This is a genomic window from Actinocorallia lasiicapitis (assembly GCF_054778695.1).
The window spans coordinates 1-1,470 of sequence record NZ_BAAGZI010000702.1; the positions used below are offsets into that span (position 1 = coordinate 1).

Consider the following 1,470-nt stretch of genomic DNA (forward strand, 5'->3'; position numbering starts at 1 on the left):
GCTGCTGCCCGAGGACCTGGGTGAGCGGGCCATGCTCGGCGACGCCGGGGCCAACGCGCTCGGCGCGCTGATCGGCCTGTCCGCCACCAGGCTGGGGCTGCTGCCGAGGCTGGCGGTGCTCGGCGGGCTGGTTGCGCTCAACGGCGCGAGCGAGTACGTCAGCTTCACCAAGGTCATCCGGGAGACTCCGGCGCTGAACTGGGTGGACATGCTGGGCCGCCGCCCGGTCGAGCCGAAGCCGGACTCCGTGGTGGAGCATCCGCCCGTCCCGTGAAGCGTCTTTCGGGCGGCCTCGCCGGGGCCGCCGTCCTCATCGCCGGGCTGACCGTCCTGGCCCGGCTCGCCGGGTTCGGCCGCACGCTGGTCTTCTCCCAGACGGTCACCAACTCCTGCCTCAGTGACGCCTACTTCACCGCCAACCAGATCCCGAACATCGTGTTCGAGATCGTGGCGGGCGGTGCGCTGGCGAGCCTGCTCGTGCCGGTGCTGGCGGCGCCGGCCGAGCGCGGCGACACCGAGGTGGTGCGGCGGACGGCGTCGGCGATGCTCACCTGGGTGCTGCTGCTGCTCACGCCGCTGGCACTGGCCGCGGCGCTGGCCGCGGGGCCGATCATGGACGTGCTGACCAGGGGCGGGCTCGGCGGCTGCGATCGGGCCGCCTACCTGGCCGTCGGGGCGCGGATGCTGGTGGTGTTCGCGCCGCAGATCGTGCTGTACGGGCTCGCGGTGGTGCTGTACGGGGTGCTCCAGGCGCACCGGAGGTTCACCGGCCCCGCGCTCGCGCCGCTGGTGTCCAGCCTCGTGGTGATGGCCGCTTATGTGGCCTATGTCCCGCTGATGGGGGAGCACGACCCCGACGACCTCGCCCGGGTGCCGGGCGGCGCGGAGCTGATGCTGTCGGTCGGGACCACGCTGGGCGTGGTCGCGCTCGTGGTCGTCGCGCTGATCGCGGCGCGGCCGCTCCGGCTCGGGCTGCGGCCCACGCTCACCTTCCCCGACGGGGTGGCCGGACGGGTCCGGAAGCTGGCGCTGGCCGGGGTCGCGACCGTCATCGCCCAGCAGTGCGCGATGCTGACCGTGCTCGTGTTCAAGGGCTACGGGACGGTCGGCGCGCTCACCGACTACAACTACGCGTGGGCGGTCTACCTGCTGCCGTGGGCGATCCTGGCCGTCCCGATCGCGACCAGCGCGTTCCAGGCGCTGTCCGCGCGCGCCGACGACGCCGATCCCGGGCCGTTCGACCGGATCCTCGCCGGGACCACCAGGGCCGTCGTCTTGGTCTCGGGCGCGGGGGCGGCGGTGCTCGCGGCCGTCGCGCCACCCGTCGCGGACTTCTTCGACCACGGCCCGGACGCCCACCCCGAGGTGCTGGCCAGGGCGATCCTCGCGTTCGCGCCCGGACTGATCGGCTACGGGCTCGTCGCCCACCTCGGGCGCGCGCTGTTCGCCTGCGGCCGGGGCAAGGCGGCC

The 1,470-nt window shown here is 74.1% G+C and carries 1 protein-coding gene and 1 pseudogene; both read left to right on the forward strand.

Going from position 1 to position 1,470, the window contains the following annotated elements:
* Positions 1-274 (forward strand): annotated as a pseudogene (locus ACYVE7_RS33915) (hypothetical protein); the annotation flags it as partial.
* On the forward strand, positions 271-1,470 hold a 1,200-nt coding region (gene murJ, locus ACYVE7_RS33920), incomplete at its 3' end, for a murein biosynthesis integral membrane protein MurJ (RefSeq protein WP_460370659.1). The pseudogene ACYVE7_RS33915 and the gene murJ, both read left to right, overlap by 4 nt.